The following is a 26,736-nucleotide window of genomic DNA, read 5'->3' as shown; positions in this document are numbered from 1 at the left end:
CTGATTTCGTTTGTGCGGTTGCACCAACTCGCCGAAAGCGAGAACGAATCTGCTCATCTGGAAACCGACCCGCAGAGCCAAAAGGGGTATGCATGAAGACCGCCAAAGACGTCCTGAAATCGATCAAGGACAACGACGTCAAATACGTCGATCTGCGCTTCACCGATCCGCGCGGCAAGTGGCAGCACGTGACGTTCGACGTCAGCATGATCGATGAGGACATTTTCGCCGAAGGAACGATGTTCGACGGCTCCTCGATCGCCGGCTGGAAAGCGATCAACGAATCCGACATGTGCCTGATGCCTGATCCGGTGACCGCGACGATCGATCCGTTCTTCGCAGAAACCACGATGGTCATCACCTGCGACGTGCTCGAGCCGACCACCGGCGAGCCCTATAACCGCGACCCCCGCGGCATCGCCAAGAAGGCCGAGGCCATGGTGAAGTCGATGGGTGTGGGCGACAGCGTGTTCGTCGGTCCCGAAGCCGAGTTCTTCGTGTTCGACGACGTGCGCTATTCGGCCGAACCCTACAAGACCGGTTTCCGGCTCGACTCCTCGGAACTGCCGACCAATTCCGACACCGAATATGAAGGCGGCAATCTCGGCCACCGCATCCGCACCAAGGGCGGCTACTTCCCCGTTCCGCCGCAGGACTCGGTGCAGGACATGCGCTCGGAAATGCTGGGCGCCATGGCCAAGATGGGCGTCAAGGTCGAGAAGCATCACCATGAAGTCGCTTCCGCCCAGCACGAGCTCGGCATGAAGTTCGACACGCTGACGCTGATGGCCGACCACATGCAGATCTACAAGTACTGCATCCACCAGGTCGCGCACATCTACGGCAAAACCGCCACCTTCATGCCGAAGCCCATCTTTGGCGACAACGGCTCGGGCATGCACGTGCACCAGTCGATCTGGAAGGACGGCAAGCCGGTGTTCGCCGGCAACAAATATGCCGACCTGTCGGAGACCTGCCTTCACTACATCGGCGGCATCATCAAGCACGCCAAGGCGATCAACGCCTTCACCAACCCGTCGACCAACTCCTACAAGCGTCTGGTCCCCGGCTATGAGGCTCCCGTGCTGCTCGCCTACTCCGCGCGCAACCGCTCGGCTTCCTGCCGCATCCCCTACACCGCTTCGCCGAAGGCCAAGCGTGTCGAGGTGCGCTTCCCGGATCCGATGGCCAATCCCTATCTCGGCTTCGCCGCGATGCTGATGGCCGGCCTCGACGGCATCAAGAACAAGATCGATCCGGGTCCGGCGATGGACAAGGACCTCTACGACCTGCCGAAGGAAGAGCTGAAGCAGATCCCGACGGTGTGCGGCTCGCTCCGCGAGGCGCTCGAAAACCTCGACAAGGACCGCGGCTTCCTCAAGAACGGCGGCGTATTCGACGACGACTTCATCGACGCCTACATCGAATTGAAGATGACCGAAGTCGCCCGTTTCGAGATGACCCCGCATCCGGTCGAGTTCGAAATGTACTATTCGGGCTAAACGGCCCGAGCGATCGCGACAAACAAAAGGCGCCCCGCGAGGGGCGCCTTTTCGTTTGGGCGAACGCTGAAAGCCGTCAACTTTCGTTCTGCATCTGACTCCATTTCGTTCTCAAAGAACGAATCGGAATCGCGAAAATCGGCGCGCAGCAATCGTTGCCGATTGGTTTATTCGATCCGAGATATTGCGAGCGCGTTCGTAGCAGTCCCGCGTCAATCCACGCTCAATTCGTCTCGCGCCGCGATATCAAATGGTCGAGCAACCCCGTCGGCAGCGGAAACACGATGGTCGACGACCGCTCGCCGGCGATGTCGTGCAGAGCCGCGAAGTAGCGCAGCTGCATCGCCTGCGGCTCCTGCGCGAGAATCCGGCCGGCCTCGACCAGCTTTTCGGCGGCCTGTTGTTCGCCCATCGCGTTGATCACCTTGGCGCGCCGCAACCGTTCTGCTTCGGCCTGCTTGGCGATCGCGCGCACCATTGTTTCGTTAATATCGATGTCCTTGATCTCGATTCCGGTCACCTTGATGCCCCAGACGTCGGTCTGCTTGTCGAGGATTTCCTGGATGTCGGCGTTCAACCTGTCGCGTTCGGCGAGCATCTCGTCGAGCTCGTGCTTGCCAAGTACCGAGCGCAGCGTGGTCTGGGCGAGCTGACTGGTCGCGGCCATGTAGTCGCCGACCTTGATGATGGCGCGCTCGGGATCGACGATGCGGAAGTAGAGAACGGCGTTGACCTTGACCGAGACGTTGTCGCGCGAAATCACGTCCTGGGGCGGTACCACCTGCACCATCACCCTGAGGTCGACCTTGACGAGCTGCTGCACAACCGGAATGAGGATGACGAGGCCCGGCCCCTTCACCCCAGTGAAGCGGCCGAGCGTGAAGATAACGCCGCGCTCGTATTCCCTGAGGATGCGAACCGCCTGGGTGAGAAACAGGACGACGATCAGCGCAAGCACTGCATAAAGCGAATATTCGAACATCAGACGTGACCTCCCTCGCCGCTCGGCCGCCGAACCACCAGGGTCAAGTCGACGATATCGGCGACCTCGACCCTCTCTCCGGGCTTGAAGGGATCGGCGCCGCGCGCTTGCCAGCGTTCGCCATGCGTGAAGACGTGCCCCTCGTTCTCGTTCCAGTCGAGCACCTCGGCGATCAGGCCGCGCATGGCTTGCGCCCCGACCCGTGGCGAACCGCGGCGGGCGCGCCGAAGCGCACCGAGCACAACCAGAACGAACCCCGTGAAGATCGCCGCGACGATGGCGATGACCGACCACGACAGCCGGTAGCCGGGCGATTCGATCCTGACCAGCATGATGGCGCCCAGCACAAAGGCGACGACGCCTCCAAGCCCGATCACGACGGTCGGATTGAATGCCTCGATCGCGAGGAGCGCAATGCCGACCAGCATCAGGCCGAGGCCGGCATAATTGATCGGCAGCATGTTGAGGGCGTAGAGGCCGAGCAGCAGGCAGATCGTCCCGACCACGCCCGGAGCAACGGCGCCGGGGGACATGAACTCGAAGATGAGGCCGTAGATTCCGACCATCAGGAGGATGAACGCGACGTTGGGATCGGTGATGACCGCCAGGAATCGGGAAATCCAGCCGGGATCGACGGCTTCGATGATGGCGTCCTGCGTGGCCAGACGCTGCGTCGTGCCGTCGCCGAGCTCGACCACGCGACCGTCGATCTGCCTGAGCAGGTCGGCCTCATCGCGCGCGACGAGGTCGACGGCATGCGCCTGCAACGCGCCATTGGCGGACAGCGTGGCCGCTTCGCGGACCGCCTTCTCGGCCCAATCGGCATTGCGGCCGCGCAGTTCGGCGAGGCTACGGATGAAGGCGACGGCATCGTTTGTCACCTTCGCCGTCATCGCGTCCTTCGGCTCGTCCTTCTTGTCCTTGCTGTCCTTGTCCGGCGCGCCGCCGGGCAGGCCCGGAAGCGGTCCGCCAATCTGCACCGGCGTCGCGGCACCGATATTGGTGCCCGGCGCCATCGCCGCGATGTGGGTCGCATAGAGGATATAGGTCCCGGCGCTTGCCGCATGGGCGCCGGCCGGCGCGACGTAGCCGGCGACAGGCACGGAGGAGCCGAGCACATCCGCGATGATCTCGCGCATGCTGGAATTCAGGCCGCCGGGCGTATTCATCCGAAGGACCACGATCTCGGCGCGTCGTTCGCTCGCCTTGACCAGCGCCTCCTTCACATAGCTCGCCGACGCCGGGTCAATGGCGCCATCGATCGTGACGGTGAGTGCAAGACGGCGATGATCCTCCGCAGAGCCGGGACGGAGACAGGCAAGACAAGCGACGATGCCGATCGCCGCAACGAGGGCCGCCTTCATGATCTGCACGGCAAGGGCTCCCTTGCCGAAGATATGGTGGCCGTCACGCAAACCTCAATGCGGAGGTGCGTCGCCCGCAATTGCATTGTGCGATGCAATGGACGGGGTCGAACTGCGGCACTCATGTCGCGGACAACGTCCGCCGTCATTCCTTCCAGAGTCTTCGCGCGAACGGATTCTGGATTGCTTCGCGGAGCCTATCATCGGGCCGCGCTTCGCGCGGACCCGTTGACGCGCAATGGCGATGTGGCGAGAGGCTTACCCCGAACTCGCCACGCAGCCGCGCTACGCCGCCGCCCTCTGCTTCGCCACCATCGCCTCGCCGAACGCCTCGAACAGCTTGCGATTGATCGGATTGCGCTGCGGGTCGTATTCGGCGTGCCATTGCACGCCGAGCGCGAAGGTCGAGGCCTCCGCGATGCGGATCGCCTCGATGGTGCCGTCCTCGGCCACGCCTTCGATCAGCACGCGCTTGCCCGGATCGAGGATGCCCTGCCCGTGCAGCGAATTGACCCGGATCTTCTCGCAGCCGAGCAGCTTTGCGAACGCGCCCCCCGGCGTGAGGTCGACGTCATGACGGTCGGCGAACACGACCGTGGGATCAGGATGGATCTCGCCATTCTCGAGCCGCGGCATGCGGTGGTTCATGCGGCCTGGAATTTCGCGGATCTCGGGATGCAGCGAGCCGCCGAAGGCGACGTTCATCTCCTGCAAGCCCCGGCAGATGCCGAACAACGGAATGCCACGCGAGACACAAGCGACCGAGAGCGCCAGCGCGACCTCGTCGCGGTGGATGTCATAGGGCTCGTGCTTCTCGCAGGGATCGACGTTGAAGCGGGTCGGATGCACGTTCGCGCGGGCCCCCGTGAGCACGATGCCGTCGACGGTATCGAGCAGTGCGGCGATATCGGTGATGTCGGGCGAGCCCGCAAACATCACCGGCAAGCCGCCGGAGACCTCAGCCACGGCGCGCAAATTGCGCTCGCCGACCATCTGGACCTGAAATCGATTCTCGACGCGATGGGCATTCCCAATCACGCCGACGACCGGCTTTCTCATCTCCCGTTCCGACCTCCCCGTAAGAAGATTCTCCAAACATGCCCCTCGGATGGAACAAATTCAACCGAGGGGATTGCGGGACGGCAATGCTATTTTTGCGCAAATGCGCCCCAAGGCGCCCTCCCATCCCCCCGGTATTGGCCGCGAGGCCCGCTTCGATCCGGCGCACGGCCCCGGCTTGATCCCCGGTGGGATTTCACGAAAGAGTGCTGCTGCCGGTGCCGAAAGGACATGATGTGACCGTCCCCAGAGATGAACAGTCCAAAACCCGCTCCGATCAGGCGCGGGACATGGCTTGGGCCATTGGCGTCGGCGGCATGGGGGTCGTCCTGTTCACCGCGGCGCTGGTCTTCACCTGGTACTTTGCCGCCACCCTGCTCCTGATCTTCACCGGCATGCTGCTCGGCGTCGGCCTCAACGCGCTGACCAATGCGCTCGGGCGCCGCGTGCACCTGCCGCATGCGGTGCGGCTTGCGATCGTTTGCAGCGTGCTTGCGGCGTTGCTTGCAGGTGTTGCCTATCTCGGTGGCGCGACCATTGCCGAGCAGGCCTCGGTGCTCAGCAACACCATCAAGTCGCAGATCTCGCATGTCAGGTCCTTCCTCGAGACCCACGGCATCGACACTAGCTTTTTCGACATCGGCAGTACCGGCTCCGCCGGCCCCTCGTCCTCGACCGATACGGCGTCGGCGCCTGCGCCGAGCCCGAATGCCCACGGCCAGCTGCCGGGCGCAGGCGCGCTTGCCTCCAGCGGCGGGGCGATCGTCAGCCAGACCTTCAAGCTGCTGTTCGGCGCGATCAGCGCCGTCGGCAACATCTTTATCGTGCTGTTCCTGGGACTGGCCTTTGCGGCGCAGCCCAGCGTCTATCACGACGGGCTGTTGTTTCTCGTGCCGGCGAAGCATCGCCTCCGCGCGACCCTCATCATCGATCGCATCGGCGAGACGCTGGAGCGCTGGCTGATCGCGCAGATCATAGTCATGCTCGCGGTCGGCGTCGTGACCTGGATCGGACTTGCCGTCATCGGCATCCCCGGCTCGTTCATCCTCGGGATCCAGGCCGGCCTGCTCGCCTTCATCCCGACCGTCGGCGCCATCATCGCCGGTGTCGTCGTGGTGCTGGCGAGCCTCGCCTCGGGCTGGATCCCGGCGCTATCGGCGCTGATCCTGTTCCTCGGCGTGCATACGATGGAGAGCTACGTGCTGACGCCGCTCCTCCAGCGCCAGGCGCTGGACATCCCGCCGGCCACGCTGTTCGCATTCCAGATCCTGCTCGGCGTCGTCTTCGGCATCTGGGGCCTCGCGCTGGCGCTGCCCCTCGTCGCCATCGCCAAGGTCATGATCGACCATTTCAAGACGTATGAGGCGCCTCGCGCAGAGGCGGCATAAAGCAGGTGTGGCGCCTCAGGTCGTCAGCACGGTCTCGGTGTGCTCGACCTCCGGGGGCGAGGCAAAATACTGACCAACCAGGCCGCGCCATTCGGTGAAATTCTCCGAACCGCGAAAATCGACGGTGTGGTTTTCCAGCGTCGCCCACTTCACCATCAGCCGGTAGCGCTGCGGCTTTTCGATCGACTTGTGCAGTTCGAACCCGTGAAAGCCCTTGGAGCGGCCGAAGGCGGCCTTGGCCTTGGCGACGGCGGCCTCAAAGTCCTTCTCGCTGCCCGGTTTGATGTCGATTTGCGCGATCTCGGTGATCATCGGTTTCCACCCTTTGTTTGGTGGCCGTATCTACCGCAGCCCGGACAAAAGAAAAAGGCGCCGAAACGGCGCCCTGCCCGGCCGAAAATGCGCTCGCTCTCAGGCGAACAGCAGCACGGTGCCTGCAACGACGAGCGCGCAGCCGAGAAACAGCGCCACCGGCCAATAGCTGCGGCTCTGGGCGTAGCGTCCCTGGGCCCGACGCTCGGCAATCAGCGCGGTCTCGTACTCATCCGCGGTCGAGAACAGACAGGCGAAACCGCCGCGTGCCGAGCTTGCGGCGGCTTCGAGCGACATCAGGGCAGCCTGCGGGTTCTGTCGACGGATCGATTCCATGACCGCAATGGTAGGAACCGAATGGTAAACAGAGGATTACCGCAAGCCCCCTTCGTCTCAGGCCGTCGCCGGCTGGGTGTTGGATTGTCCCTTGGGGACGCCGATCCGCGCGGCACTCTGGCGGCGCCAGTTCTCCAGCGACAATGGCAGCTCCTCCGCCGCCTCGACGCGATTGCGGCCGCCGCGCTTGGCCTGGTAGAGCGCCGTGTCGGCCGAAGCCAGCAACACCTCCAGCTCGGTGCCGGCCGGGCCGCCGGCCACACCGATGCTGACGGTGGTGTCGACCGGGCCTTCATCGACCACGACGCCGGAGGTCTCGAATGCCTCGCGCACGCGCTCCGCGACCAGCACGCCTTCCTCCAGCGCACAAGGTAGCAGCGCCGCGAATTCCTCGCCGCCGATACGGCCCGACAAGTCGGAGATGCGAAGATTGTTGACGACGACGGTCGAGAACAGTTTCAGCATCTCGTCGCCGGCGGGATGGCCGAAGCGATCGTTGATCGATTTGAAATGGTCGATGTCGAAGATCATCACCGTGACCGGACGGCCGCCCTTGGCCTCGCGATCGATCATCCGCGCGCAGGCTTCCGAGAAGCCGCGGCGGTTGAGCATGCCCGTCAGCGGATCGGTCGACGCGGCGGTGCGGTGCGCAGTTACCGTGCGCTCCGACACCAGCATGAAGATCACGAACACGGTGCCGACGGCATAGAGCACGAGCTCGACCGCGAACACGGTAACCCAGACGCTGCCGGAGAAGCCGGCATCGTTCGGACGCAGGAAGCTGCCGAGCAGGATCGGCAGCATCAGCACGCAGCCGTGCATCACCGGCACCACGAAGGCCGGCCAGCGCCGTTGCAGGCTCTTGCGCCGCTCGACCCAGAGCTCGCTCGCGGTCAGCGCCGCATAGACCGAGACGATGCCGGCGCCGACGATCATACGCAGCATCGACGCAGTGGGATCGAGCAGCGTTACCGCCGCGACCCAGGCGAGCGCACCAATCACGAGACCGGGCCAGTTCGGCTTGCGGCCGTGGAAGACGCGCGCTGCGTTCCACACCATGCCGCAGGCAACAAAGCCGACCGCGTTCAAGGCGAGATAGAGGTGCGGACCGAGCTTGTCGCCGGCCGCCGTCCACAGCGCGACGGAGGCCGCGCCGAGCAGATAGGCCGTGCCCCACCATTTCAGCGCGGGGCTATTCTCCTGCTTGCCGAAAAACACCATCATGGCGCCGAGCAATGCGGCGACCATGGTGGCGACCAAATAGAGCGTGATGCTATCGAGCGACATCATGTCGGCCCCCTTCTAAACATAGCAGTTACGCGATCGGCCCAGCCGACTTGCGCGCCCTTCCAGATGCGACGCTATGTCCGGCGGGTTCCATTCAGGTTTTCATGGGGACCCAAGTTTTCGGGAAACACGCGCTCAATTTGCGTACAAACGAACAACAAAAAAGGCGCTGAAATCAGCGCCTTTTTGCATCTCATTGAAGCCGCTTTCGCGGCGAATGTGACCGAAGCGATTAACGCTTCGAGAACTGGAAGGACCGGCGGGCCTTTGCCTTGCCGTACTTCTTACGCTCGACCACGCGCGAGTCGCGGGTGAGGAAGCCGCCCTTCTTGAGCACGCTGCGCAGCTCGGGCTCGAAATAGGTGAGCGCCTTGGAGATGCCATGACGCACAGCGCCAGCCTGACCGGACAGACCGCCGCCGGCGACGGTGCAGATCACATCGTACTGGCCCGAACGCTGGGCCACCGAGAACGGCTGCTCGATCATCATGCGCAGCACGGGACGAGCGAAATAGACCTCGACCTCACGCGCGTTGACGGTGACCTTGCCGGCGCCGGGCTTGATCCAGACGCGGGCGACCGCGTCCTTGCGCTTGCCGGTGGCGTAGGCGCGGTTGAACTTGTCGACCTTCTTCTCGTGCTTGGGCGCATCGGGCGCCGCCGCAGCGGTCTTGAGCTGCGAGAGCTGGTCGAGCGACTGAATGGATTCGGCCATGATTATGCGGCCCTCGTGTTCTTGCGGTTCAACTTGGCGATATCGAGCTTCTCGGGCGTCTGGGCCTCGTGCGGATGATCGGCGCCGCCGTAAACACGGAGATTGCCCATCTGAACGCGACCGAGCGGACCACGCGGGATCATGCGCTCGACGGCCTTCTCGAGCACGCGCTCGGGATGCTTGCCCTCGAGGATCTGGCGCGCGGTGCGCTCCTTGACGTGACCGACATAGCCGGTGTGCTTGTAGTAGGTCTTCTGCTCGCGCTTGCGGCCGGTGAGGACTGCATGCTGGGCGTTGATGATGATGACGTTGTCGCCGCAATCAACGTGCGGAGTGTAGGTCGGGAGGTGCTTGCCGCGCAGGCGCATGGCAACGATGGTGGCGAGACGGCCGACGACCAGACCCTTGGCGTCGATCAGCACCCACTTCTTCGTCACCTCAGCCGGCTTTGCCGAAAAGGTTTTCATGTCAGAGTTTCCGTGGACGGGGAGCATCGGCGCGAACACCGCACCGGACTGCGCGGGTTTCTAGAGAAGAGACGCGCAACGGTCAATGCCCAACGATGCAAATTACAATAGATAAATCAATATCTTAAAAATAAGGTGCGATACTACCTGCGAAAACCTCAAACATTTGGAATGGAATAGGTCGATGTGACATGGGCGATCGGATCGGGCGAAGTCCCCGACAACAGCTTCACCTCCCCGACCGCCAGGCGCTTGCCGAGCTTGAGCAGCCGGGCCTCCGCCAGCACGTCCTGCCCCGGCTGGCCCTTGCGCAGGAAATTGATGTTGAGATTGGTGGTCACGGCGAGCCCGATCGGACCGATCGCCGACAACAGCAGCACATACATGGCGAAATCGGCCAGGGCCATCAGCGTCGGGCCCGATACGGTTCCGCCCGGCCGCAGCATCTTCTCACCGTAACGCTGGCGCAGCAGGCAGGTCTGGCCGTCCGCACTCTCGATCGTGATGTCGTCGCCACTGAAGGCCTGGGGAAATTCGTCGCGGAGAAATTGCTCGAGCTCCGCCACGCTCATTTTCGCTGCCGCCATGCCGTTCCCCACCCTCGCTTCACGTCGCCTGCTACATTAGGTTATCTGCATCATCTAACTGTAATAATCCAATCGGAAACGCCGCAATGTCCGCCCAGGCCGCCCGCGCCCCCTCCACGCAACCGCCAATTCTGCTGCGCGAAATGGTCGGCTCCATCGCGGTGCTGACCCTCAACCGGCCGGCCGCGCGCAACAGCCTGTCGGTGGCGATGATCGCAAGCCTGCATGCCGCGCTGAATGATATCGGCAGCGACAAGTCCGTGCGCGGTGTCGTGCTCGCCGCCAATGGTCCCGCCTTCTCGGCCGGTCACGACATGAAGGAGCTGACCGCGCGCCGCACCGACCCCGATCGCGGCCGCGCTTTCTTCGCCGAGACCATGAACGCCTGCAGCGCGATGATGCAGGCGATCGTGCATCTGTCGAAGCCGGTGGTTGCGTCCGTCCAGGGCATCGCGACCGCCGCCGGCTGCCAGCTCGTCGCAAGCTGCGATCTCGCGATCGCCTCCGAGGCGGCGAGCTTCGCCACACCCGGCGTCGACATCGGCCTGTTCTGCTCGACACCGATGGTGGCACTGTCGCGCAACGTGCCGCGCAAGCAAGCGATGGAAATGCTGTTGACCGGCGAACCGGTCCCGGCCACGCGCGCCCGCGAGATCGGTCTCGTCAATCGCGTCGTCGCTGCCGGCACCGAGCGCGACGCCGCGATTGCGCTCGCGGCAAAGGTCGCGCTGAAATCCGCCTACACCGTCAAGCTCGGCAAGGAGGCGTTCTACCGCCAGGCCGAAATGAGCCTTGCGGACGCCTATCGCTATGCGGCAGAGGTGATGACCGAGAACATGATGGCCCGCGACGCCGAGGAAGGCATCGGCGCCTTCATCGAGAAGCGCACGCCGACCTGGCGGGACGAGTGACTGTATTTTCTTGCACCGTCATTCCGGGGCGGCTCGCAGAGCCGAACTATGGTGCGCACTTGCGCACCTGAGAATCTGGAGATTCCGGGTTCGATGCTGCGCATCGCGCCGGAATGACGAACGAAAGAAAAAGATGAACCACGACGCCTATCCCGACAATTACATCCGCGGCATCCTCAACAGCGTGAAGTCGATCGCGATGGTAGGCGCCTCGCCGGTCAATGTGCGGCCGAGCTATTTCGCGTTCAAATATCTGGCGCAGCGCGGCTACGACATGATCCCGGTCAATCCCGGTCATGTCGGCAAGGACCTGCTTGGCAAGCCCTTCGTTGCCTCGCTGCGCGACATTGGCCGCCCCGTCGACATGATCGACATCTTCCGCAACTCCAGCCACATCATGCCCGTGGTCGAGGAAGCGCTCGCGCGGGATCCGCTGCCGAAGGTGATCTGGATGCAGCTTGGCGCGCGTGACGACGCAGCCGCGGAAAAGGCCGAGGCCGCCGGTATTAAGGTCGTGATGAACCGCTGCCCCAAGATCGAGTATGGCCGGCTGTCGTCGGAAATTTCCTGGATGGGAGTCAATTCGCGCACGCTCAGCTCCAAGCGTCCGCCGGCGCCGACGCAAGGCATGCGGCTATCCCTCAATCGGATGAGTGTCGGCGGCGGCGACACCGCGGCCTCTGATCGGGCTGCCAAAAACAAGACCGAGCAAAGCTGACGCAATCGCGACGGATTCATTTCGCGAACGCGACAATGCGTAGCACGATCGTTGCGATGTGAAGCCGCGGCTTGACGCCGGGCGCGGCGCCGATCAGCATGCCGCGCGATTTCAGGCCACAAGAACAGGACGCCCTCAATGAGCGATCGCCTTCCGGGATTTTCCACCCTTGCCGTGCATGCCGGTGCACAGCCCGATCCGACCACCGGTGCGCGCGCGACCCCGATTTATCAAACGACTTCTTTCGTCTTCAACGACGCCGACCATGCCGCCTCGCTGTTCGGCCTGCAGGCGTTCGGCAACATCTACACCCGCATCGGCAACCCGACCAACGCGGTGCTGGAGGAGCGCGTCGCCGCGCTCGAGGGCGGTACCGCCGCGTTGGCGGTGGCCTCGGGCCACGCGGCGCAGGTCGTGGTGCTGCAGCAATTGCTCCAGCCGGGCGACGAGTTCATCGCTGCGCGAAAACTCTATGGTGGCTCGATCAACCAGTTCACCCATGCGTTCAAGAGCTTCGGCTGGAACGTGGTGTGGGCCGATCCCGATGACATCGCGAGCTTCGAGCGCGCGGTGACGCCGCGCACGAAAGCGATCTTCATCGAGTCCATCGCCAATCCCGCCGGCAGCATCACCGACATCGAGGCGATCTCGACGGTCGCGCGCAAGGCGGGCGTGCCGCTGATCGTCGACAACACGCTGGCCTCGCCCTATCTGATCCGGCCGATCGACCACGGTGCCGACATCGTCGTGCACTCGCTGACGAAGTTTCTTGGCGGTCACGGCAACTCGCTCGGCGGCATCATCGTCGACGCCGGCACCTTCGATTGGTCCACGGGCGGCAAATATCCGATGCTCTCCGAGCCACGACCGGAATATCACGGCATCCGTCTTCAGGAGACGTTCGGCAATTTCGCCTTCGCAATCGCCTGCCGCGTGCTCGGCCTGCGCGACCTCGGGCCGGCGCTGTCGCCGTTCAATGCCTTCATGATCCTCACCGGCATCGAGACGCTGCCGCTGCGCATGCAGAAGCACTGCGACAACGCCAAGGCCGTCGCGGAATATCTCGCTGGCCATCCCGCGGTGGCCTCGGTGAGCTATGCCGGCCTGGCGAGCGACAAGTACAACCAGCTCGCGCGCAAATATGCGCCGAAGGGTGCGGGCGCCGTGTTCACCTTCAGCCTGAAGGGCGGCTACGACGCCGGCGTCAGCCTGGTGTCGAAGTTGCAGCTGTTCTCGCATCTCGCCAATGTCGGCGACACCCGCTCGCTCGTCATCCACCCGGCCTCGACCACGCACAGCCAGCTCGACGACGCCGCCAAGATCAAGTCCGGCGCCGGCCCCGACGTCGTGCGGCTCTCGATCGGCATCGAGGACAAGGAAGACCTCATCGCCGACCTGGAGCAGGCGCTGGGCGCATAAGGCGCGGCACCGCCGTCCATCCGCAACGAGATCTGGCGCTGCGCCTGCCGAAGGCTCCGCGCCAGCTTCCGTTGCTACGGTCGTCCAACGCTCCCACGACTTCACCGAGCGTCATGATCGCGACTGCACAAGGATGGCCATGAATATCGCGGTACCGGATATCGGAACGCTTTTTCCAATCCCCTCACAAACAAGCGCTCACGATAAACGGTTCTTGGTGCAGACCATCGCGCTCGCTAAGCGGGTCCTGGGATCGTTTTCGTATGTCGAGATCGGCTCGTATCTCGGCGGTAGCCTGACCCCGTTTCTGATGGACCCCGCCTGCACAGCGGTTCTTTCAATCGATGAAAGAGGACGTCAGCAACCAGACGAGCGCGGCGCAAAGTACGACTACTCCGGAATCACCCACCAGACGATGATCGACAATCTGGTGTCTCGTGGCGTCCCGACGTCCAGGCTGACGACGTTCGACGGCTCCGTAGATGGAGTACAGGGCGCCGAAAATAGCTTCGAGATTGCCTTCATCGATGGCGAGCACACCGATATCGCCTGCTTCAGGGATTTTCTGTGGACGCTGCCGCTGATGAAGAGCGACGCGATCATTCTGTTTCATGACAGTACGCTGGTCTACAAGGCTCTCCGCATGATCGGCCTGTACATGAAGAAGTCGGGACCACAGCATCTGTTCGCGAAGAACAATGCGTCTGACGTCACGGCCCTCTTCCTTGGAAAATTCGCCGGGATCGATTTCGCGAGAGAGTTCGGTCAGGCCGCGAACTGGGATGAGTTTTTCGAGAAGTCGGAAACAGAGGTCATCCAACACGTCCTGAAGAACAGGGTGAGCATTCAGTTCGACGCGGTCGTCACGCCGGTGAGGACGTTTCCTGCCTGACCGGCAGGGCACCCTTCTGAATCGGCCGCGATTAACGGTCGTTAACCACATCTGTCGCATAAATCGTCTTTGGATCGCCCCTTTGATTCGGAGCCGACGATGCTGCGCTGGATCGTGCCTGCCCTTGCAGCGACGCTGATGCTATCGAGCGCACTCGCCGCCGATCTGCCGGCGCATCCGAAGCGGCGGGCTGTTGCGCCGACGCAGGAGCCGCCGAAGGTCTATGTCGAGACCGATCCGGATGCGTTGATCTCGCCGGCCTATGGCATCGGCAGCTACATCCGCAACCTGCCGGGAACACCGCTGTTGCCGGGCTCCCATACGCTGCCGGGCTATTACGGCCGCCCCTGGGACTATGACTATCAGGGGGCGTATTACGGCGGGAAGCAGGTCGACTACTTCTGGCGCCTGCCCTACTCGTGCGGCATCTACGGCTATTGCTGATCAGCCGGGCCGATGGCGATCAGCCGGGCTGACCGACGGGAACCGCGCGCGGCTGCATCTCGGCCGATCGGCGCGACGCCAGCCGTTCCAACTGCATCACCGCCAACGTCAACACGACGATCGCGACCGCCTGGTGCGAGAGCGCAAGGTCGATCGGCACCTGGTTGAGCAGCGTGAGGATGCCGAGCACCGCCTGCAGGCTCACCGCCGCAAGCAGCCAGAGTGCACCGCTCACCGCCGAACTGCTGCGCGAACGCACCGCGTCGAGCGCATGCAGCACCGCCAGCGTGAAAAGCAGGTAAGCCGTCATGCGGTGCTCGAACTGCACCGTCAGCACATTGTCGAACATGTTGCGCCACCATGGCGTCTCGAACCACAGCCGCTCCGCCGAGGGAATGAAGGCGCCGTCGATCGTCGGCCAGGTGTTGTAGGCACGTCCGGCACGCAGGCCCGCGACCAGCGCGCCGAAATAGATCTGCACGAAGGTCACGATCACCAGCACCGCGCTCGTGATCCGCAGCCGCGCCGCGACCGCAAGCTGCGGCCGGTCGGCAAGCCGCCGCACGGTCCAGACGATGCCGGCAAAGATCAGCAGCGCCAGAACCAAATGCGTCGCCAGTCGATACTGTGACACCTCGACCCGCTCAGACAGCCCTGAAGCCACCATCCACCAGCCGACAGCGCCCTGCAGGCCGCCGAGCGCGAACAACAGCCACAGCCGCCGCTTCAATTCAACTGCCAGCCCACCGCGCCATAGGAAGAACAGGAACGGCAGCAAATAGGCGACGCCGATGAAGCGGCCGAGCAGCCGGTGGCTCCATTCCCACCAAAAAATCTGCTTGAACTCTGAGAGCGACATGCCCGCATTGAGCTCGCGATACTGCGGGATCTTCTTGTAGGCCTCGAAGGCATCGGTCCACTGTGCCTCGGACAGCGGCGGCACGCTGCCGGTGACCGGCTTCCATTCGACGATCGACAGGCCGGATTCCGTCAGCCGCGTCGCGCCGCCGACCAGCACCATCAGCGCGATCAGGGCGGCCACGGAGATCAGCCACCAGCGCACGGCGCGGTGCGGATTGGTCGGAGTGGAATTCGTCGTCATTTCAAGGGCAAAACCAAGCCTGTACCGAAGATACTTGAACCGGACTGCGTGCCCCTTATAGTCCCCCGCTCCCGCAGCGCAAGTTACGCGAAAGCCGCAATAGTCCGCCATGACGATCCGTACCCGCAAGTTCCTCGGCGCCATTCTGCTCCTGGTGCTGGCCACCGTCTGGGCCCTGCTCGGCATGGCGCTGGCGCAGATGCCGTGGATCGCCGAGTCCGGCTGGCGGCAGGCGATCTATTATGTGGTGGTCGGCATGGGCTGGGTGCTGCCGGCGATGCCGATCGTGAGCTGGATGCAGCGGCCGGACCGGACCAAATCTAGCTCGTAACGCTGCCCGTCGGCTTCACCGGTGCAAAGGCAACACCGGACACCAGCACCCGCATCATCCGCAACGAGCGCACCCGTCCGTCCCAGGCAATCCGCGGCAACGCGCGCAGATTGGTGCGACCTTCCGCATCGACGATGCCGGGGATTGTCGACACCGCGCTGGCAAAGCCGGCCTCCTCTGCCATCACGACGTGGCTGCGCCGGAACGAGGCGCGATCGCCGAACGGAAACGCCAGATGCCTGATCTCGCGGCGGAAAGCGGCTTCCGCCACCGCTTTGCCCATCGCCATCTCGCGCAGAGCAGCGCCGTCCTTCATGTTGGCGAGAACGGGATAGTTCACGGTCGCACTGCCGATCGTCACGAGCGGATCGGCGGCAAGCTTGGCGAGATCCTCCCAGTTCATCGACGCCTCGCGCGACAGCGCAGCGAGATCGACGCGGTAGCGCGTGCAGAGATCGGCGATCGCAGCCGATAGATCCGCTGGCGGCAGCGAGCGTAGCCAGTCCGCGAGATGCGAGAACAACGCCTGCTTCTCGGCATTGCCGGTGACGGTGAAGCGCTGCTCCTTGTCGCCCATCATCAGGCTGATCCGGCCCTCGCGCGCGATCACCTGCTCGAGCCCGAGCCACCACGCCTCGCCGACGCCATCAGGAAACGCGGTCGGAACATAGAGCGTAAACGGTACGCCGTGGCGCGCCAGCACGGGATAGGCAAAGCTGATGAGGTCCTTAGGCGCACAGTCGAAGGTGAGCGCCACGAAGCGCCGCTTCTCCGGCAACGTCACCGCGCGCCGGCAGACCTCCTCCATGCCGAGAAAATCAAAATTCCAGCGCTTCAGCGCGCGAATGGCACGATCGAGGAATTGCGGTGTGATCTCGTTTTCGCGCAGCGGCTGGAACGCACCGCCCCGCCGCGGCCGCACACGCTCGAAGCGCAGGATGGCGCCTGCACCACGGCTGCGCAGCAAGGGCTGGCCGGTGAACCAGGCGAGTTCGAGCCGCAACCGGTCCAGCCATCTGTCGTCGGATGCCAATATCCCACCTTCGCGCTCGCCGGCGGCCCGTTCCTTTGTTCATTCTCATTACCCTTTGTTGACATTTCTTTGCAAAGGTCGGCCACGGGCCGAATTACGTATTTTTCGTTTTCTCGACAGGTTTCGCGGATGACCATGGCTGCGGCGATGCAAAGCCGGACGGCAGAATCGCCGACGCGGCCCAAAGCGAGCTGCATCGCGCATGTCGACATCGTCGGCGATCTCGCCGCGGCCGAGCCGGTCTGGCGCGCGCTCGAGGAGCCCGGACACCTGTTCACGCCCTATCAGCGTTTCGATCTCCTGGGCTCCTGGCAACGATCGGTCGGCGAACGCGAAGGCGCCCGTCCCTTCGTCGTGATTGCCCGCGATGCCGAGCACCGGCCGCTCGCGCTGCTTCCGCTCGCGCTGCGCCAGGGGCACGGCGTGCGCACGGCCTGCTTCATGGGCGGCAAGCACCCGACCTTCAACATGGGACTGTGGAACGCCGAGTTCGCCGCACAGGCCGTCACCACCGATCTCGACATGCTCTTCGCTCCGCTGCACGAGCAAGCCGACGTTCTCGCGCTGACGCAGCAGCCGAAGCGCTGGCACGACCACCAGAACCCATTCGCGCTGCTGCCGCAGCAGACCGCCATCAACGGCTGCCCGCTGCTGGTGATGGAGCCAGGTGGACCACCGACCTCCCGGATCAGCAACTCCTTCCGCCGCCGGCTGAAGAGCAAGGAAAAGAAGCTCCAGGCGCTCGCCGGCTATCGTTACCACCTTGCCACGGCGGACGCGGACATCACACGCCTGCTCGACTGGTTCTTCCGCATCAAGCCGGTGCGGATGGCGGAACAGAGACTGCCGAATGTCTTCGCCGAACCCGGCGTCGAACAATTCATCCACAGCGCGTGCCTTGCGCCGCGCGGTGAAGGTCGCGTCATCGATATCCACGCGCTGGAATGCGACGAGGAAGTGATCGCGATCTTCGCCGGCGTTGCCGACGGCCAGCGCTTCTCGATGATGTTCAACACCTACACAATGTCGGAGCACGCCCGCTACAGTCCCGGCCTGATCCTGATGCGCTACATCATCGACCGCTACGGCGAGCGCGGCTACAGGTCACTCGACCTCGGCATCGGCACCGACGACTACAAGCGCATGTTCTGCAAGGATGACGACGACATCTTCGACAGCTTCGTGCCCCTGACCTCACGCGGCAAGCTCGCGGCGATGGCGATGTCCTCGCTCAATCACGGCAAGCGCCTGGTCAAGCAGAACCAGATGCTGTTCGACCTGGCGCGACGCCTGCGCCAGGCATTCGGGTAGCCGATCCGACTTTCGGAGAGCTCGGTCAGCCCACGATCGGCCTAGGCCGCCACCACGCGTGGCGGCGTCTCACCGGCATCCGACGGCTGCACGGGCCGGCTCAGCATCGTCACCTCGCTGAAGCCGACGGCCTTGAGCTGCTCGCACATCAGCGCACGCGCATCTGCATCCATCGAGACGTCGGGCACCACGACGGCGCGGGCATTCGCCGTCAGCAGTTCGGCCGGCAGATCGGAGGCGCTGCCGGCATCGAGGAGTACATGATCGTAGGCGCGTAGCAAGGCGTCGATCGCGAGTGTCACGCGCGGCGACTGGAGCAGGCTGCGGTCGAAGCCGGGACGCCCGGCCATGACCAGATGCAGCCGCGAGAGCTTGTCGCGCGTGATGACCTGCGCAAACGAGGCCTGCCCCTGCATCAACTCGGCAAGGCCGGGCGCGGTCGGATCAACGGACACCGCGGCGATCGTCGGCGACGACGCGGCGAGGTCGACCACGACAACGCGCGCGTCGCGTGCCAGATGGCGGGCAAGCGTCAGCGTCGACAGCGTGATAGCATCGCCCGATGCGGTGCCGAGCACCGTGACCTTCTTCGCACCCGCCCCTGCAGCAATCAAGCTGTCGGCCAGCTGCCCGATCTCGGCGAACTCGCTGACATCGGCATTGGCCGTCATCGCCGGCTGCAGCGGCGTGGGATCGACCTCGACCGGATCGACGACCGGCTCTGAGCGAATCACCGGCTGCGTGAGCGTGGCAACGGCGCGCGGCGCGGTCTGGCGCAACAGCTCACCGGTGACGACGAGGCCGGACGAAAGCAGCAGCGTCGCCAGCGTCGCGATCAGCACGATTGGCAGCTTCTTCGGATAGGCCGGCGTATTGGAGACGACGGCGCGCGAGATGATGCGGCCTTCCGTCGGCGCGGAATCGATGGTCTCACGCGTATTCGCCTCGCGGTACTTGGCGAGATAGGTCTCGAGCAGGTCGCGCTGCGCCTTGGCCTCGCGCTCGAGCGCACGCAGCTGGACATCCTGGCCGTTGGTCGAGGTCGCCTGCTTCTTGAGCTGCTCGAGGCTCGTCGTCAGGCCATCGACCCGTCCGCCCGCGATCCGTGCGTCGTTTTCGAGCGAGCGCGAGATCTTGGCGGCCTCGTCGCGGATTTGGCCGTCGAGATCGCTAAGCTGCGCCTTCAATTCCTTGATCCGCGGATGATTGCCTAGCAGCGTGGACGACTGTTCGGCGAGCTGGGCCCGCAGCGTCACCCGCTGCTCCGACAAACGCCGCATCAGTTCGGAGTTCACGACCTCGGATGCCTCGATCGGCTTGCCGCTCTGGAGCATCTCGCGGATCAGCCGGGCCTTTGATTCGGCATCCGCCTTCAACGCGCGCGCATTATTGAGCTGGGTGTTGACCTCGCCCATCTGCTGGTTCGACAGCGTGGTATTGTTCGTGCCGACGAACAGCGACGATTTGGAACGGAAATCCTCGACCTTGGCTTCGGCGTCGGAAACCTTCTTGCGCAAATTCTCGATCTCGCCCGCCAGCCACTGGCTCGCGTTGCGCGCCTGGTCCTGGCGCGCGGCCTGCTGGAGCACGAGATACCCCTCGGCGATCGAATTGGCGACACGAACGGCGAGCTCCGGATCCTGCGACTGGAATTCGACGACGATCACGCGAGACTTGTCGACGGCGTAGGCCTGAAGACGATCATAGTAAGCATCGAGCACGCGCTCTTCCGGCGTCATCGAGAACGGATCGCGGCCGATGCCGACCAGTGCCGCCAGCGATTTCAGCGGAGAGACGCCCTGCAACACCGGATCGAACTCCGGTCGCTCGGCAAGCCTGTTCTTCTTGATGATCTCGCGCGCGAGATCGCGCGACAGCACGAGCTGCACCTGGCTTGTGACGGCCTCGGGGTCGAGCGCCTGCCGCTCCTCGGTGCTGCGGTCACTGCTCGGCCGCAGGAAGACGTTTTCGCGACCGTCGATCAGAATACGCGCCTCGGACTTGTAGCGCGGCGTGATGAGATTGACGACGACAACGGATGCGACGAGCGCCAGCACCGTCGGCACGATGATCCAGCCGCGCTTGCGCGCGAGCGCGCCACCGAGCGCACGCAGATCGATGTCACCGGATTCGGCTGGCATCTGCTTGGCGGCAATCGGCGCAGGCTTGGCTTCAATCCGGGGCTTGGCTTCGGGCCTCGCCTCAAGCTTGGCCTTCGAAACGGCCCGCTCGATGACGGCCTTGGCTTTGCCGGCACGCCAGAACGCTAAACGCATCGAACACTCCCGCAGGGCAACGCCACTCGTGCACCTCAACGCGGCCGATTACACTCCATTAAGGTTGCCGCTGGGTTAATCACTGCGTCAGGCGGGCCGCACGGGCGCATTGGTCACCGTTTGTTAACCACGAGGCCCCCTTAATCCATCTCGATATTTCGAGAACATTGTTCGGCATTCGCCGTCGAGCGCTGGTTTTGATCATGCCCCCCTCTCCTGACCAGCCGCTTCGTATCCTGCACGCGGTGCGCGCGCCCGTCGGCGGCATCATCCGCCATATCCTCGACCTTGCCAACGGCCAGGTCGATCGCGGCCATCACGTCGGGATTCTCGCCGACAGCCTCACCGGCGGCGAGCGTGCGGACAAGGCGCTGGCCGAGCTTGCGCCGCGGCTGAAGCTTGGCGTGCATCGGCTCGCGATCCGTCGCGAACCTTCGCCCGAGGATTTTCTGGTCTGGCTGCGCATGCGACGCCTGATCGGCCAGCTCAAGCCCGACGTCATGCACGGCCACGGCGCCAAGGCTGGCGCCTTCGTCCGCATGCGGCGGCGGGCCGACGACATCATCCGCATCTACACGCCGCACGGCGGCTCGCTGCACTACCCGCTCAACACGTTGAAGGGTGAGTTCTACGCGCGCCTCGAGCGCACGCTGATCGATGCGACGGATCTATTCCTGTTCGAAAGCGCGTTTGCCCGCGATACCTACCAGCGGATCGTCGGCACGCCCAAGGGCGTGGTGCATTGCGTCTTCAACGGCGTGACCCCAGAAGAGTTCGAACCCGTCGTCGTCGCCGACGACGCCACCGACCTCGCCTATGTCGGCGAGTTCAGGCACATCAAGGGCGCAGACCTCCTGGTCGCTGCGGTAGCGCTGCTGCACGAACGCGGCAAAATGGTCACGCTGACGCTCGGCGGCGACGGCGAGGAGACGGCGGCGCTGAAAGCGCAGGTCGCGCGGCTCGGCCTGACAGACGCGATCCGCTTCATCGGCCACGTCAAGGCGCGCTACGGCTTCTCCAAGGGGCGGCTCCTCGTTGTTCCCTCGCGCGGCGATTCCATGCCCTATGTCGTGATCGAAGCGGGGGCGGCCGGCATCCCCATGATCGCGGCCCGCGTCGGCGGCATCCCCGAGATTTTTGGTAGCGAAAGCCCGGCTTTGTTCGCGGCGAGCAACGCCGAAGCCATGGCCGAGGCGATCGCGGCCGCACTCGATGACGCGGAGGCGACCGCGCAGCGCGCATCCGCCTTGCGCGAGCGCATCTCGGCGCATTTCTCCCAGCAGGCGATGGTCGACGGCGTGCTCGCGGGCTACCGCGATGCATTTGCCAATCATTAACCATCCTTAAGCCAGCTTTAGAGAATCTTCCGATTTGTTCGATAATCGAAGTGCCAGGGGATGCATGCCCGGGGTGCGCAAGGCCGCGCCCACGGGTGTTTGGAATGGACGTGGACGCCCGTGGAACCGCTCAACGCACGCTCGATGCTCGATGCCGCGACCAGCGCCGCGGCCAAGCCGGCTGACCAACCTTTTGTCGAGAGACGGCGCCGCCTGACACCGGCCGCACTCGAAGTCGTCAACCAGAAAGTCGCCCGCGCCTATTCGCCGATCGTGATCGCCGGCATCGTGCGCGCAGCAGATTTCGTGTTGCTGAGCTTCGTCGGCGTCACCCTCTATGTCGGCTACGTGATGCCGCTCGCCGGCTTCAGCTGGGTGTATCCCGCGGAGATCGTCGCCGTGGCGGTCGCCGCCGTGGTCTGCTTCCAGGCTGCCGACCTCTACCAGGTGCAACTGTTCCGCGGTCACCTCCGGCAGATGACGCGGATGATCTCCTCGTGGTCGTTCGTCTTCCTGCTCTTCATCGGCATCTCCTTCTTCGCCAAATTCGGCAGCGACACCTCGCGCGTATGGCTCGCTGCCTTCTATGTTCTCGGCTTCGCCGCTCTGATCGTCGAACGCCTCATCCTGCGTTCGCTTGTGCGCAACTGGGCGCGCGAGGGTCGGCTCGATCGCCGCACCATCATCGTCGGCTCCGACAGCAACGGCGAGCAGCTGGTTGAGGCGCTGAAGGCGCATGAAGATTCCGATATCCACGTGCTCGGCGTGTTCGATGACCGCAACGACAGCCGCGCGCTCGACACCTGCGCCGGCGCGCGCAAGCTCGGCAAGGTCGACGACATCGTCGAGTTCGCCCGCCGCACCCGCGTCGACCTCGTGTTGTTCGCGCTGCCGATCTCGGCGGAGACGCGCATCCTGGAGATGCTGAAGAAGCTCTGGGTGCTGCCGGTCGACATTCGTCTCTCCGCCCACACCAACAAGCTGCGCTTCCGTCCCCGCTCCTATTCCTATCTCGGCGAGGTGCCGACGCTCGACGTGTTCGAGGCGCCGATCACCGACTGGGATCTGGTGATGAAATGGCTGTTCGACCGCGTCGTCGGCAGCCTCGCGCTGCTCGCAGCGCTTCCTGTGATGGCGCTGGTCGCGCTGGCGGTGAAGCTCGACAGCCCCGGCCCCATCCTGTTCCGCCAGAAGCGTTTCGGCTTCAACAATGAGCGCATCGACGTCTACAAGTTCCGCTCGATGTATCACCATCAGGCCGACCCGACCGCCTCGAAGGTGGTGACCAAGAACGATCCCCGCGTCACCCGCGTCGGCCGCTTCATTCGCAAGACCAGCCTCGACGAGCTGCCGCAGCTCTTCAACGTGGTGTTCTCCGGCAACCTCTCGCTCGTCGGCCCGCGTCCGCACGCGGTGCAGGGCAAGCTCCAGAGCCGCCTGTTCGACGAGGCCGTCGACGGCTATTTCGCCCGCCATCGCGTCAAGCCCGGCATCACCGGCTGGGCCCAGATCAACGGCTGGCGCGGTGAGATCGACAATGAAGAGAAGATCCAGAAGCGTGTCGAGTTCGACCTCTACTACATCGAGAACTGGTCGGTGCTGTTCGACCTCGTCATTCTCCTGAAAACGCCGATCTCGCTGCTGACCAAGAACGAGAACGCGTATTGAGTTGAGTCTTTCCGTCATGCCCCGCGAAGGCGGGGCATCCAGTACGCCGCAGCGCCAGCCGGTTTCCGCAACACGCGCCGCAGAGTACTGGATCCGCCCGGTCAACCCGGGCGATGACAGCTCTGTTTGTGGCGTGCGAGTTGCGTAAGAGTTTGAGCGTGTGATGGCGTATGCGGCGACAGCCGGAGGAATGAAGATAGCCGCACCGGCTGCGCCCGGCGTGCTGGCCCTGCAGCGCGCGCTGGTATGGCTGGTCGGCGCATCCGGCGCCATCGTCTTCATCGAGCCAAGCCCCTACGAGATTGCGACATTGCTCGCTACCGTCGCCTTCTTTGCGACCGGCCTGCGGCTCAGGCTCGTGCTGATGCCGCTGGTGTTGGCGCTCGTCCTGCTCAATGTCGGCTACACCGTCAGCGCGATCCCGCTGCTCGACCAGTCGGAGGTCGCAAGCTGGATCGCGACCTCCTGGTACATGGCGGTGACCGTGGTGTTCTTCGCCATGGTCATCTCCGAGGACACGGCAGCGCGGCTCGACATGCTGCGCCGGGGCCTGGTGGCCGGCGCGATGGTTGCCTCGCTCTCGGCTATCGCCGGCTATTTCAACCTCGTTCCCGGCGGCCACGATCTCCTGACGCTCTACGAGCGCGCACGCGGCACGTTCAAGGACCCGAACGTGCTCGGTGCCTTCCTGATCCTGCCGGCACTGTTCGCGCTCCAGAGCGTAGTCTCGGACGGGGTTGCCAAGGCCTTCCGCAATGTCGTCGCCTTCAGCATCATGTCGCTGGCGATCCTGCTCGCCTTCTCCCGCGCCGCCTGGGGCGGGCTGGTGCTGACCTCGGCCTTCATGCTGGCGCTGATGGTGCTGACCAGCCGTACCAACGCGCAGCGCTCGCGCATCATCATCATGGCCATCGTCGCCGTGGTCCTCGGCCTGGCGCTGATCGCTGTGCTGCTGTCATTCGACTCCATCGCCGAAATGTTCAAGCAGCGCGCGAGCTTCGACCAGAGCTACGACGAAGGGCGCTTCGGCCGCTTCGGCCGGCACATCTTGGGTGCGGAGATGGCGCTCGACCTGCCGTTCGGCATCGGCCCCTTGCAGTTCCACCGCTTCTTCCCTGAAGACACCCACAATTCCTATCTGAACGCCTTCATGTCCGGCGGCTGGCTCTCCGGCGTCTGCTATCCCGCGCTGGTCTTCACCACCGTGATCACAGGCTTCCGCCACATCTTCGTCCGCGTGCCCTGGCAGCGCGCCTATCTCGCGGTGTTCTCGGCCTTTGTCGGCACCGTCGGCGAAAGCTTCGTGATCGATACCGACCACTGGCGGCACTTCTGGATGATGCTGGGCGCGATGTGGGGCATGATCGCAGCGGCGCAGGCCTACAAGGACGTGACCATTCCGATGGAATCGGAACGGCAAAGTTCTTGACGCGCACCGGCTATCCGCTTCGCTCGAGAACGCCTTAGCCACGACGCTTCTTCAGCTTGAGATCGGGGCGCTTCTCCGGCGGCGTATCGAGCAGACCCTTCAGCGCCGTGGTTGCGGCGACCACGCCCTTGTAGCCTTCGTTGGCGAAACGCAGCAGCAGCCGCAGCTCCTCGTCTGAATAGGCATTGAACACCTTCTCCATCGCCTGCTGCATCGGCACGTAGAGCTGGCCGATCTTCATGGCGGTTTCTGGCACGACGGCGATATAGACCTTGCGGCGATCGGCCTCGTCCCGCTCGCGGCGCACCAGCCCCGCCTTCTCGAGCCGGTCGACCACACCGGTGATAGCGCCGGTCGTCAGTCCCGTGACCTCCGCGAGCCGGCCCGCGGTCACGCGCCCCTCGAGATAGAGAATGTCCATGCATTCGAGGTCGGAGTTGGCAATTCCGGCCACGTTCGCAACGGTTTGCCCATAGAGCACGCCCTGCGCGGACGACCGCCGCATCGCCTCTTCCAATTCCCCCAGCAACGCCGCGCGCGCCTTTGTCCTTGACAAGGCTCACCTCATATCTTAGTCGATATATATCTTAGTCACTAAGAGATTTAGCGACCGTAATTCCTCGTAGCACCACGGAAACGTCGGGAGCAAGCCAATGCCTCATCGTCCCCGCAAGGCCCTGATCATCGGCGCCGGCATCGCCGGGCCCGTTGCCGCGATCCTGCTGCGCCGGGCCGGCATCGAATCTGCGATCTACGAAGCGTGGCCCTATGCGAAGGGCATCGGCGGCGGCCTGCAGATCGCGCCGAACGGCATGCACGTGATGGACGAGATCGGCCTTGCGGACGAGCTGATCAACCGCGGTTCGATCGCGGAGGCCTTCGACTTCTACTCGCAAGGCGGAGAGCGGCTCGGCTCGATCAACCGCGACATGGCGCGGCGCTTCGGTCAGCCCGCGGTCAACGTCTGTCGTGCCACGCTGAACGAGATTCTGATCGACAAGGCCTGGTGCGCCTGCGTCTCGCTCTATTTCGACAAGCGCCTGATCAAGATCGAGGATCGCGGCGACCAGCCGATCATTGCCTATTTCGCCGACGGCACCACCGCCGAGGGCGACTTCCTGATCGGCGCCGACGGCGTGCATTCCATAGCGCGGCGCCAGGTCGTGCCGGACGGGCCAAAGCCCTTCAACACCGGCCTGATCGGCTTCGGCGGTTTCGTGCCGCACGCCGTGCTGGACGGCCGGGCGATTGGCCGACACGTCGAGACGACGTTCGGACAGAGCGGCTTCTTCGGCTACGGCTATTGCAGCCCGGACCCGAAGGACGGCGTGATGTGGTGGAGCACGCAGCCGGCGCATGGCATGGATGCCGCGATGGTCCGCGCGCTCGACCAACAGTCGCTGAAGCAGCATCTGCGCGGTTTCCATCACGGCTGGCACGATCCGATTCCTGACATCATCGAGGCGGCCGAGAACATCGTGGTCACCGACACGCTCGACATCGCGACCTTGCCGACCTGGTCGCGCAAGCGCTCGCTGCTGATCGGTGATGCCGCGCACGCGACCAGCCCCCATGCCGGCCAAGGCGCCTCGCTCGCGCTGGAGGATGCGATGCGGCTTGCGCGACTGATGCAGGAGGGCCAGGAGCTCGGCGCCACATTCCAGGCTTTCGAGGCCGAGCGGCGCCCCCGCGCCGAGAAGATCGTCGCCATCGCGCGGCGCAACGGCAACAGCAAGCGCGAGTTTGGCGCCACCGGCGCGTGGATGAGAAATCAGATGCTGAAATGGCTGTTGCCATTGGGCTCGAAGAGCATGGACTTCATGTACGCCTATGATGCCCGCGCGGCGTAACGGCTAACTCGGTGTC

The 26,736-nt window shown here is 64.1% G+C and carries 26 protein-coding genes; 13 read left to right on the top strand and 13 right to left on the bottom strand.

The window, feature by feature from the left end:
* The first annotated feature begins 92 nt into the window (after positions 1-92).
* A complete protein-coding gene (gene glnA, locus ACWAT4_RS18455) occupies positions 93-1,502 on the top strand; it encodes a type I glutamate--ammonia ligase (protein WP_212300976.1) in 1,410 nt (469 codons plus the stop codon).
* 223 nt (positions 1,503-1,725) lie between these two features.
* Here the strand turns inward: glnA and ACWAT4_RS18450 are convergent, their stop codons facing one another.
* From ACWAT4_RS18450 to ACWAT4_RS18440, 3 genes are all read right to left on the bottom strand, one after another.
* Positions 1,726-2,484, bottom strand: coding sequence for a slipin family protein (locus ACWAT4_RS18450; RefSeq protein WP_433995260.1), 759 nt, complete (start codon positions 2,482-2,484; stop codon positions 1,726-1,728).
* A complete protein-coding gene (locus ACWAT4_RS18445; protein WP_449731070.1) occupies positions 2,484-3,857 on the bottom strand; it encodes an NfeD family protein in 1,374 nt (457 codons plus the stop codon). Before ACWAT4_RS18445 ends, ACWAT4_RS18450 begins: the two co-directional genes overlap by 1 nt.
* A 276-nt stretch (positions 3,858-4,133) precedes the next feature.
* Positions 4,134-4,907, bottom strand: coding sequence for a gamma-glutamyl-gamma-aminobutyrate hydrolase family protein (locus ACWAT4_RS18440; protein WP_212300978.1), 774 nt, complete (start codon positions 4,905-4,907; stop codon positions 4,134-4,136).
* Between the two features lie 236 nt (positions 4,908-5,143).
* On the opposite strand from ACWAT4_RS18440, the gene ACWAT4_RS18435 reads away from it, so the two are divergent.
* Positions 5,144-6,295 (top strand): AI-2E family transporter, encoded by a 1,152-nt coding sequence (locus ACWAT4_RS18435; RefSeq protein WP_212424514.1) that lies wholly within the window; start codon positions 5,144-5,146, stop codon positions 6,293-6,295.
* A gap of 15 nt (positions 6,296-6,310) precedes the next feature.
* On the opposite strand, the gene ACWAT4_RS18430 is transcribed toward ACWAT4_RS18435, so the two are convergent.
* The 6 genes from ACWAT4_RS18430 to ACWAT4_RS18405 form a co-directional block, all read right to left on the bottom strand.
* The gene (locus ACWAT4_RS18430) at positions 6,311-6,607 is read right to left on the bottom strand and encodes an antibiotic biosynthesis monooxygenase family protein (RefSeq protein ID WP_212300980.1); all 297 of its coding nucleotides are present in this window, start codon (positions 6,605-6,607) and stop codon (positions 6,311-6,313) included.
* A 99-nt stretch (positions 6,608-6,706) separates the two neighbouring features.
* The gene (locus ACWAT4_RS18425) at positions 6,707-6,943 is read right to left on the bottom strand and encodes a hypothetical protein (protein ID WP_212300981.1); all 237 of its coding nucleotides are present in this window, start codon (positions 6,941-6,943) and stop codon (positions 6,707-6,709) included.
* 57 nt (positions 6,944-7,000) lie between these two features.
* Positions 7,001-8,233, bottom strand: a complete 1,233-nt coding sequence (locus tag ACWAT4_RS18420; protein WP_212300982.1) for a GGDEF domain-containing protein — start codon at positions 8,231-8,233, stop codon at positions 7,001-7,003.
* 229 nt (positions 8,234-8,462) lie between these two features.
* On the bottom strand, positions 8,463-8,945 hold the full coding sequence (rpsI, locus tag ACWAT4_RS18415; protein ID WP_092290945.1) for a 30S ribosomal protein S9: 483 nt from the start codon (positions 8,943-8,945) through the stop codon (positions 8,463-8,465).
* A 2-nt stretch (positions 8,946-8,947) separates the two neighbouring features.
* Positions 8,948-9,412 (bottom strand): 50S ribosomal protein L13, encoded by a 465-nt coding sequence (rplM, locus tag ACWAT4_RS18410; protein WP_015685724.1) that lies wholly within the window; start codon positions 9,410-9,412, stop codon positions 8,948-8,950.
* 158 nt (positions 9,413-9,570) lie between these two features.
* Positions 9,571-9,999 carry a PaaI family thioesterase gene (locus tag ACWAT4_RS18405; RefSeq protein ID WP_449731069.1) on the bottom strand — a complete coding sequence of 143 codons (429 nt, stop codon included), beginning with the start codon at positions 9,997-9,999 and terminating at the stop codon, positions 9,571-9,573.
* An 86-nt stretch (positions 10,000-10,085) separates the two neighbouring features.
* Between ACWAT4_RS18405 and ACWAT4_RS18400 the strand changes: the two genes are divergently transcribed.
* The 5 genes from ACWAT4_RS18400 (at position 10,086) to ACWAT4_RS18380 (ending at position 14,383) form a co-directional block, all read left to right on the top strand.
* Positions 10,086-10,910 carry an enoyl-CoA hydratase gene (locus ACWAT4_RS18400; protein ID WP_212300983.1) on the top strand — a complete coding sequence of 275 codons (825 nt, stop codon included), beginning with the start codon at positions 10,086-10,088 and terminating at the stop codon, positions 10,908-10,910.
* Positions 10,911-11,043: 133 nt separating this feature from the next.
* Positions 11,044-11,628, top strand: coding sequence for a CoA-binding protein (locus ACWAT4_RS18395; protein WP_449731068.1), 585 nt, complete (start codon positions 11,044-11,046; stop codon positions 11,626-11,628).
* 138 nt (positions 11,629-11,766) lie between these two features.
* A complete protein-coding gene (locus ACWAT4_RS18390; protein ID WP_449731067.1) occupies positions 11,767-13,047 on the top strand; it encodes an O-acetylhomoserine aminocarboxypropyltransferase in 1,281 nt (426 codons plus the stop codon).
* Between the two features lie 133 nt (positions 13,048-13,180).
* A complete protein-coding gene (locus ACWAT4_RS18385) occupies positions 13,181-13,939 on the top strand; it encodes a class I SAM-dependent methyltransferase (protein ID WP_449731066.1) in 759 nt (252 codons plus the stop codon).
* Between the two features lie 99 nt (positions 13,940-14,038).
* Complete coding sequence (locus tag ACWAT4_RS18380; protein WP_212424510.1) at positions 14,039-14,383, top strand: hypothetical protein; 345 nt, start codon at positions 14,039-14,041, stop codon at positions 14,381-14,383.
* A 19-nt stretch (positions 14,384-14,402) separates the two neighbouring features.
* Here ACWAT4_RS18380 and ACWAT4_RS18375 read toward each other — a convergent pair whose 3' ends face one another.
* Positions 14,403-15,485 carry a COX15/CtaA family protein gene (locus ACWAT4_RS18375; protein WP_449731065.1) on the bottom strand — a complete coding sequence of 361 codons (1,083 nt, stop codon included), beginning with the start codon at positions 15,483-15,485 and terminating at the stop codon, positions 14,403-14,405.
* A gap of 109 nt (positions 15,486-15,594) precedes the next feature.
* Here ACWAT4_RS18375 and ACWAT4_RS18370 point away from each other — a divergent pair, with 109 nt between their 5' ends.
* Positions 15,595-15,816, top strand: a complete 222-nt coding sequence (locus tag ACWAT4_RS18370) for a DUF2842 domain-containing protein (protein ID WP_212424508.1) — start codon at positions 15,595-15,597, stop codon at positions 15,814-15,816.
* Here the strand turns inward: ACWAT4_RS18370 and ACWAT4_RS18365 are convergent.
* Positions 15,806-16,849, bottom strand: coding sequence for a polysaccharide deacetylase family protein (locus tag ACWAT4_RS18365; protein WP_449731064.1), 1,044 nt, complete (start codon positions 16,847-16,849; stop codon positions 15,806-15,808). The two genes, ACWAT4_RS18370 and ACWAT4_RS18365, sit on opposite strands and share 11 nt — an antisense overlap.
* A gap of 129 nt (positions 16,850-16,978) precedes the next feature.
* Between ACWAT4_RS18365 and ACWAT4_RS18360 the strand changes: the two genes are divergently transcribed.
* Positions 16,979-18,160, top strand: a complete 1,182-nt coding sequence (locus ACWAT4_RS18360; RefSeq protein ID WP_449731063.1) for a GNAT family N-acetyltransferase — start codon at positions 16,979-16,981, stop codon at positions 18,158-18,160.
* Between the two features lie 41 nt (positions 18,161-18,201).
* Here ACWAT4_RS18360 and ACWAT4_RS18355 read toward each other — a convergent pair whose 3' ends face one another.
* Entirely contained in the window at positions 18,202-20,436 is a 2,235-nt protein-coding gene (locus ACWAT4_RS18355; protein ID WP_449731062.1) for a GumC family protein, read from the bottom strand.
* 203 nt (positions 20,437-20,639) lie between these two features.
* Here ACWAT4_RS18355 and ACWAT4_RS18350 point away from each other — a divergent pair, with 203 nt between their 5' ends.
* The 3 genes from ACWAT4_RS18350 to ACWAT4_RS18340 all read left to right on the top strand — a co-directional run bounded on the left by ACWAT4_RS18350 (position 20,640) and on the right by ACWAT4_RS18340 (position 24,870).
* A complete protein-coding gene (locus ACWAT4_RS18350; RefSeq protein ID WP_212444892.1) occupies positions 20,640-21,773 on the top strand; it encodes a glycosyltransferase family 4 protein in 1,134 nt (377 codons plus the stop codon).
* Positions 21,774-21,893: 120 nt separating this feature from the next.
* Entirely contained in the window at positions 21,894-23,441 is a 1,548-nt protein-coding gene (locus ACWAT4_RS18345) for an undecaprenyl-phosphate glucose phosphotransferase (RefSeq protein ID WP_212300994.1), read from the top strand.
* A gap of 163 nt (positions 23,442-23,604) precedes the next feature.
* The gene (locus tag ACWAT4_RS18340; protein ID WP_449731061.1) at positions 23,605-24,870 is read left to right on the top strand and encodes an O-antigen ligase family protein; all 1,266 of its coding nucleotides are present in this window, start codon (positions 23,605-23,607) and stop codon (positions 24,868-24,870) included.
* A 34-nt stretch (positions 24,871-24,904) separates the two neighbouring features.
* On the opposite strand, the gene ACWAT4_RS18335 is transcribed toward ACWAT4_RS18340, so the two are convergent.
* Positions 24,905-25,375 carry a MarR family transcriptional regulator gene (locus ACWAT4_RS18335; RefSeq protein ID WP_212301124.1) on the bottom strand — a complete coding sequence of 157 codons (471 nt, stop codon included), beginning with the start codon at positions 25,373-25,375 and terminating at the stop codon, positions 24,905-24,907.
* A 148-nt stretch (positions 25,376-25,523) separates the two neighbouring features.
* Between ACWAT4_RS18335 and ACWAT4_RS18330 the strand changes: the two genes are divergently transcribed.
* A complete protein-coding gene (locus ACWAT4_RS18330) occupies positions 25,524-26,720 on the top strand; it encodes an FAD-dependent monooxygenase (RefSeq protein WP_212300996.1) in 1,197 nt (398 codons plus the stop codon).
* Positions 26,721-26,736 lie beyond the last annotated feature (16 nt).

It is taken from the genome of Bradyrhizobium sp. T-1, assembly GCF_053592855.1.
The sequence above is the reverse complement of the archived record's forward strand: the minus strand, read 5'-3'. Positions and strand labels throughout refer to the sequence as shown.

What these genes read in the sequence shown, in the direction of transcription:
- ACWAT4_RS18350 (WP_212444892.1), top strand. Translation starts at nt 20,640, where the DNA reads ATGCCCCCCTCTCCTGACCAGCCGCTTCGTATCCTGCACGCGGTGCGC.
- ACWAT4_RS18395 (WP_449731068.1), top strand. Translation starts at nt 11,044, where the DNA reads ATGAACCACGACGCCTATCCCGACAATTACATCCGCGGCATCCTCAAC.
- ACWAT4_RS18430 (WP_212300980.1), bottom strand. Translation starts at nt 6,607, where the DNA reads ATGATCACCGAGATCGCGCAAATCGACATCAAACCGGGCAGCGAGAAG.
- ACWAT4_RS18335 (WP_212301124.1), bottom strand. Translation starts at nt 25,375, where the DNA reads ATGCGGCGGTCGTCCGCGCAGGGCGTGCTCTATGGGCAAACCGTTGCG.
- ACWAT4_RS18385 (WP_449731066.1), top strand. Translation starts at nt 13,181, where the DNA reads ATGGCCATGAATATCGCGGTACCGGATATCGGAACGCTTTTTCCAATC.
- ACWAT4_RS18330 (WP_212300996.1), top strand. Translation starts at nt 25,524, where the DNA reads ATGCCTCATCGTCCCCGCAAGGCCCTGATCATCGGCGCCGGCATCGCC.
- ACWAT4_RS18400 (WP_212300983.1), top strand. Translation starts at nt 10,086, where the DNA reads ATGTCCGCCCAGGCCGCCCGCGCCCCCTCCACGCAACCGCCAATTCTG.
- glnA (WP_212300976.1), top strand. Translation starts at nt 93, where the DNA reads ATGAAGACCGCCAAAGACGTCCTGAAATCGATCAAGGACAACGACGTC.
- ACWAT4_RS18420 (WP_212300982.1), bottom strand. Translation starts at nt 8,233, where the DNA reads ATGATGTCGCTCGATAGCATCACGCTCTATTTGGTCGCCACCATGGTC.
- ACWAT4_RS18440 (WP_212300978.1), bottom strand. Translation starts at nt 4,907, where the DNA reads ATGAGAAAGCCGGTCGTCGGCGTGATTGGGAATGCCCATCGCGTCGAG.
- ACWAT4_RS18340 (WP_449731061.1), top strand. Translation starts at nt 23,605, where the DNA reads ATGGCGTATGCGGCGACAGCCGGAGGAATGAAGATAGCCGCACCGGCT.
- rplM (WP_015685724.1), bottom strand. Translation starts at nt 9,412, where the DNA reads ATGAAAACCTTTTCGGCAAAGCCGGCTGAGGTGACGAAGAAGTGGGTG.
- rpsI (WP_092290945.1), bottom strand. Translation starts at nt 8,945, where the DNA reads ATGGCCGAATCCATTCAGTCGCTCGACCAGCTCTCGCAGCTCAAGACC.
- ACWAT4_RS18390 (WP_449731067.1), top strand. Translation starts at nt 11,767, where the DNA reads ATGAGCGATCGCCTTCCGGGATTTTCCACCCTTGCCGTGCATGCCGGT.
- ACWAT4_RS18360 (WP_449731063.1), top strand. Translation starts at nt 16,979, where the DNA reads ATGACCATGGCTGCGGCGATGCAAAGCCGGACGGCAGAATCGCCGACG.
- ACWAT4_RS18405 (WP_449731069.1), bottom strand. Translation starts at nt 9,999, where the DNA reads ATGGCGGCAGCGAAAATGAGCGTGGCGGAGCTCGAGCAATTTCTCCGC.
- ACWAT4_RS18450 (WP_433995260.1), bottom strand. Translation starts at nt 2,484, where the DNA reads ATGTTCGAATATTCGCTTTATGCAGTGCTTGCGCTGATCGTCGTCCTG.
- ACWAT4_RS18380 (WP_212424510.1), top strand. Translation starts at nt 14,039, where the DNA reads ATGCTGCGCTGGATCGTGCCTGCCCTTGCAGCGACGCTGATGCTATCG.
- ACWAT4_RS18425 (WP_212300981.1), bottom strand. Translation starts at nt 6,943, where the DNA reads ATGGAATCGATCCGTCGACAGAACCCGCAGGCTGCCCTGATGTCGCTC.
- ACWAT4_RS18375 (WP_449731065.1), bottom strand. Translation starts at nt 15,485, where the DNA reads ATGACGACGAATTCCACTCCGACCAATCCGCACCGCGCCGTGCGCTGG.
- ACWAT4_RS18370 (WP_212424508.1), top strand. Translation starts at nt 15,595, where the DNA reads ATGACGATCCGTACCCGCAAGTTCCTCGGCGCCATTCTGCTCCTGGTG.
- ACWAT4_RS18355 (WP_449731062.1), bottom strand. Translation starts at nt 20,436, where the DNA reads ATGCGTTTAGCGTTCTGGCGTGCCGGCAAAGCCAAGGCCGTCATCGAG.